Raw genomic sequence first — 3,795 nt, forward strand, 5'->3', positions numbered from 1 at the left:
GGCAGCTTCGGCGGCGGGGGAACCCGCGGCCGCAGGGGCGGCGGTGGCCGGTTCTGACACTGCCTGCACACGACGCCTGTTCCTCCCCCGCATCACTTTCGACACCACTTCTCGCACATCGGCAAGGACTCGACCATGACGAAGCAGACGATCTTCAGCCGCGTGGCGACGCTCGCGAAGGCCAACATCAATGCCCTCCTGGACAGCGCCGAGGACCCGCAGAAGATGCTGGACCAGCTGATCCGCGACTACACCGACAACATCCGCGAGGCGGAGGATGCCGTGGCCACCACGATCGGCAACCTGCGGCTGCTGGAGCAGGATCACACGGAGGACGTGAACGCGGCCGCCGAGTGGGGCGGCAAGGCTCTCGCCGCGAGCAACAAGGCGGACGAGATGCGCGGTGCGGGCAACGCCGCCGAGGGCGACAAGTTCGACAACCTGGCCAAGGTCGCGCTCGGCCGCCAGTTGCAGTCGGAGAAGGAGGCCAAGAACGCCGAGCCGACGATCGCCGCACAGACCGAGGTCGTCGACAAACTCAAGTCCGGGCTCGACCAGATGAAGTCCAAGCTGTCCGAACTCCAGTCGAAGCGCGACCAGTTGGTGGCCCGCGCGAAGACGGCCGAGGCCCAGAACTCGATGATGGACGCGGCGAAGAACATCAACGTCCTCGACCCGACGAGCGAGCTCAACCGGTTCGAGGAGAAGGTGCGCCGCGAGGAGGCCAAGGCGATGGGCAAGCAGGAGCTCGCCGAGTCCTCGCTCGACGCGCAGTTCGAGCAGTTGGACTCGATGGGTGACAGCGCCGAGATCGAGGCCAGGCTCGCCGCGCTGAAGACCTCTTCGTAGGCGGCCGCGCGCACCGGGCCGCGCGCAGGGCTGCCGGTCGGCGGGGTGACGAGCGGGCGGATCGCGCCCCCTCGGCGCTCTCGGCGACCGCGGCTACCGCACCGACCGCGGCGACCGCAGATCGCGGCTACCGCAGCTCGCGAAGGTGATCGCGCAACTCGTCGCTGCAGTCCTCCGCGGCGCCGTCACGGATGCGGGAGAAGGCCAGGATCTTCCCGCCCTTCCGGTCGGCCTCGGCCAGCTGCCTGTCGACGTCCGCGAGGTACTGCGCGCACTCGGCGCTGACCGTCTTCTCCGGCGGCGGTTGCGGTGTGGACGAGCGGTCGAGCGCGACCGTAACGGCGACTCCGGCGGCGCACAGCACCGCCCAACCAGCAATCCACGTTCTTCGAGATCTGCGTATCGGCTCGGGCATCTCCAGATCCTAGGGTGCGCACGGAAAGGCCGTGGCCGCGGCGTTGCCTCGGCCCTGCTCGGCGCGGCGCTCACCCACGCTGCGGAGCACGGGGCGCACCTGCTCCGGCTGTCGGTGTGGGAATGGCGCACCGGGGCCATCGCTCTGCACGAACGGCTCGGCTTCGCCGTCACCCGGTCGTGGGACGAGCGGGAGCAGTTGGTCTGTATGCAGCGCCTTCTCTGAGTGTGGCGGGCCTGCACGACGCGGGGGTCAGGGTCCGCGCCGTGCAGGCGGTCAGCGGTCGCTGCGTGCCGACTCGCGCGGGCCGCCCGACGCCACGGGCACGGGGGAACGGCCGGACCCGTTGCGCAGGACCCCGGCGGCGGCCGCGGCGGTCGCGCACAGGACGGTCAGCAGGACGAAGGCGTGGTCGAGGGCGACGAGGTGAGTCAGCCAGCCGATCACGGCGGGGCCCGCGAGCATGCCGACGTAGCCGAGCCCGGCCACGCGGGAGACGTTCGCGCCGGCGGCCGCGGGGTCCGCGTGCCCCGCAGCGCTGAACAGCTGCGGAACACAACCCGACAGGCCCAGCCCGAACAGTGCCCAGCCGGTGAACGCGGCCCACAGCCACGGCATCAGCGCCACGAGGGTGATGCCGACGGCGGCGGTGGCCGCACCGTAGCGAAGGATCGCAAGCGACCCGAACCGGGCCGCAAGACGGTCGGCGAGCAGCCGGCCGAGGGTCATGGCCGCGGCGAAGGTGCCGTACGCGAAGGCGGCCGTGCTCGCGGGCGCACCCAGGACGTCCTTGAGGTGCAGGGCGCTCCAGTCGTTCGCGGCGCCCTCGCACAGCATGACCATCAGCGCCAGCACGGCCAGCAGCCAGACGCGTCCCCGGGTGCTGCGCGATGTGGCGGCGGACGGCTCCGGGGCCTCCCGGACGGCGCCGTCGTGCGGATCCACGGCATCGGCACCGTCGGCGGCGGGAGCGGTCGGCAGCAGTGCGCGTGCCGAGACCAGGGCGAGCACGACGCCGACGGCGCCCATGACGGTCATCGCCGCTGCCGGGTCGAGACCCGCGGTCGCGGCGCCCGCCCCGAAGAGCGCGGCGAGGACTCCGCCGACGGAGAACGTGGCGTGGAAGCCCGACATGACGGGCCGCCCGTACGCCTTCTCCACGTGCACGGCGTGTGCGTTCATGCTCACGTCCAGAGAGCCGTTGCAGAACCCGAAGATCAGCAGCGCGCCGGCCAGGGTCCACGGATCGTGGGCGATGCCGGGCAGGACCAGGGTGGCGGCGCACAGGGCTCCGCCTGCGGGGACCACGATGCGGGCGCCGAGGCGGTCGGTCAGCGGGCCGGCCACCTGCATGCCGAGGAAGGCGCCGAGCCCCAGCAGCACCAGCAGGCCGCCCAGAGTGGCGTGGCTGATGCCGACGCGGTCCTCGATCGCGGGAATGTGCACCACCCAGGTGCCCATCAAGGTGCCGCAGAGGACGAAAAAGAGGTAGGTCGCCACACGGGCGGCACGAAGCGATCGTTCCATGCCGACCACCGTAACGAACAATGTGTGCGTTTGAACATACACCTTTCGAACATGATGCATGTTCGTTTGGTGGTGGTGTTCAATCACCGTATGAACAACGCAGACCGGCACGGGCTGATCGCGAAGGCCGTCAGGGACTCGGGTTCCGTCACCGTCCAGGAGCTGGCGGAGCGGACCGGCGCCTCCGAGATGACCATCCGGCGCGACCTCGACACCCTCGCCGCCCAGGGCATCCTCGAACGCGTCCGCGGCGGTGCCCGCACGCTGCTGCTGAGGGGCGAGGAACCGCCCTTCGCCCTGCGCGCCCATGAGGCGATCGAGGCCAAGCAGCGCATCGCAGCCGAGATCTGCGCGCTCGTCGCCGACGGTGAGAGCGTCCTGCTCGACAGCGGCACCACCTGCCTGGAGGTGGCCCGCCTCCTGCGCGAGCGGCCCGTCACCGTGATGCCCTTGTCCCTGCAGGCCATCCACGTGTTGGGCGAGACGCCCGGCCCCGCCACCCTGATGGTGCCCGGCGGTCGGCCCCGTGCCGCGGAGGGAGCCCTCACCGGCCCCCTCACCCTCGCCTCCCTGGCCGCCCTGCGCTTCGACACCGCGATCATCGGCTGCTGCGGCCTGACCGCGGGCGACGGACTGACCGCCTACGACCTCGACGACGCCGCGGTGAAGAAGGCGGGCATCGCCTCCGCCCGCCGCGTCGTCGTCGCCGCCGACGGCAGCAAACTCGGCCACACCGCCTACGCACACGTCGGTCCTGCGTCGCTCCTGCACACCGTCGTCACTGATGCCACCGCACCCGCCGACGAGGTCGCCGCCCTCGAGAACGCCGGCACCACCGTCAGAAGCAGCTGACGACGCCCCTCAGTGGTCGAGCAGCCAGGCGATCCGGTCGTAGGCGAGGATCTGGTAGGCGACCATGACGACGAAGAGCCCGCGGGCAGCACGACGCAGGCCCGCGAGGTGCAGCGCGGCCACCGCACCGAAGAACACCGCGAGTTCGAGCA

4 protein-coding genes and 1 pseudogene are annotated in these 3,795 nt (G+C 71.1%); 3 read left to right on the forward strand and 2 right to left on the reverse strand.

Going from position 1 to position 3,795, the window contains the following annotated elements:
- The first annotated feature begins 135 nt into the window (after window positions 1-135).
- Window positions 136-849 (forward strand): PspA/IM30 family protein, encoded by a 714-nt coding sequence (locus GTW43_RS33125; protein ID WP_161305680.1) that lies wholly within the window; start codon window positions 136-138, stop codon window positions 847-849.
- A 127-nt stretch (window positions 850-976) separates the two neighbouring features.
- Here the strand turns inward: GTW43_RS33125 and GTW43_RS33130 are convergent, their stop codons facing one another.
- Window positions 977-1,264, reverse strand: a complete 288-nt coding sequence (locus GTW43_RS33130; protein ID WP_161305681.1) for a hypothetical protein — start codon at window positions 1,262-1,264, stop codon at window positions 977-979.
- 30 nt (window positions 1,265-1,294) lie between these two features.
- On the opposite strand from GTW43_RS33130, the pseudogene GTW43_RS33135 reads away from it, so the two are divergent.
- Window positions 1,295-1,489: pseudogene (locus GTW43_RS33135) on the forward strand (GNAT family N-acetyltransferase); the annotation flags it as partial.
- Between the two features lie 51 nt (window positions 1,490-1,540).
- Here GTW43_RS33135 and GTW43_RS33140 read toward each other — a convergent pair.
- Window positions 1,541-2,791 carry an MFS transporter gene (locus tag GTW43_RS33140; RefSeq protein ID WP_161305682.1) on the reverse strand — a complete coding sequence of 417 codons (1,251 nt, stop codon included), beginning with the start codon at window positions 2,789-2,791 and terminating at the stop codon, window positions 1,541-1,543.
- Window positions 2,792-2,881: 90 nt separating this feature from the next.
- Here GTW43_RS33140 and GTW43_RS33145 point away from each other — a divergent pair, with 90 nt between their 5' ends.
- Window positions 2,882-3,643, forward strand: a complete 762-nt coding sequence (locus GTW43_RS33145) for a DeoR/GlpR family DNA-binding transcription regulator (RefSeq protein WP_161305683.1) — start codon at window positions 2,882-2,884, stop codon at window positions 3,641-3,643.
- The last annotated feature ends 152 nt before the right edge of the window (window positions 3,644-3,795 follow it).

The sequence above is a fragment of the Streptomyces sp. SID5785 genome (assembly GCF_009870065.1).
Taxonomy (GTDB): Bacteria; Actinomycetota; Actinomycetes; order Streptomycetales; family Streptomycetaceae; genus Streptomyces.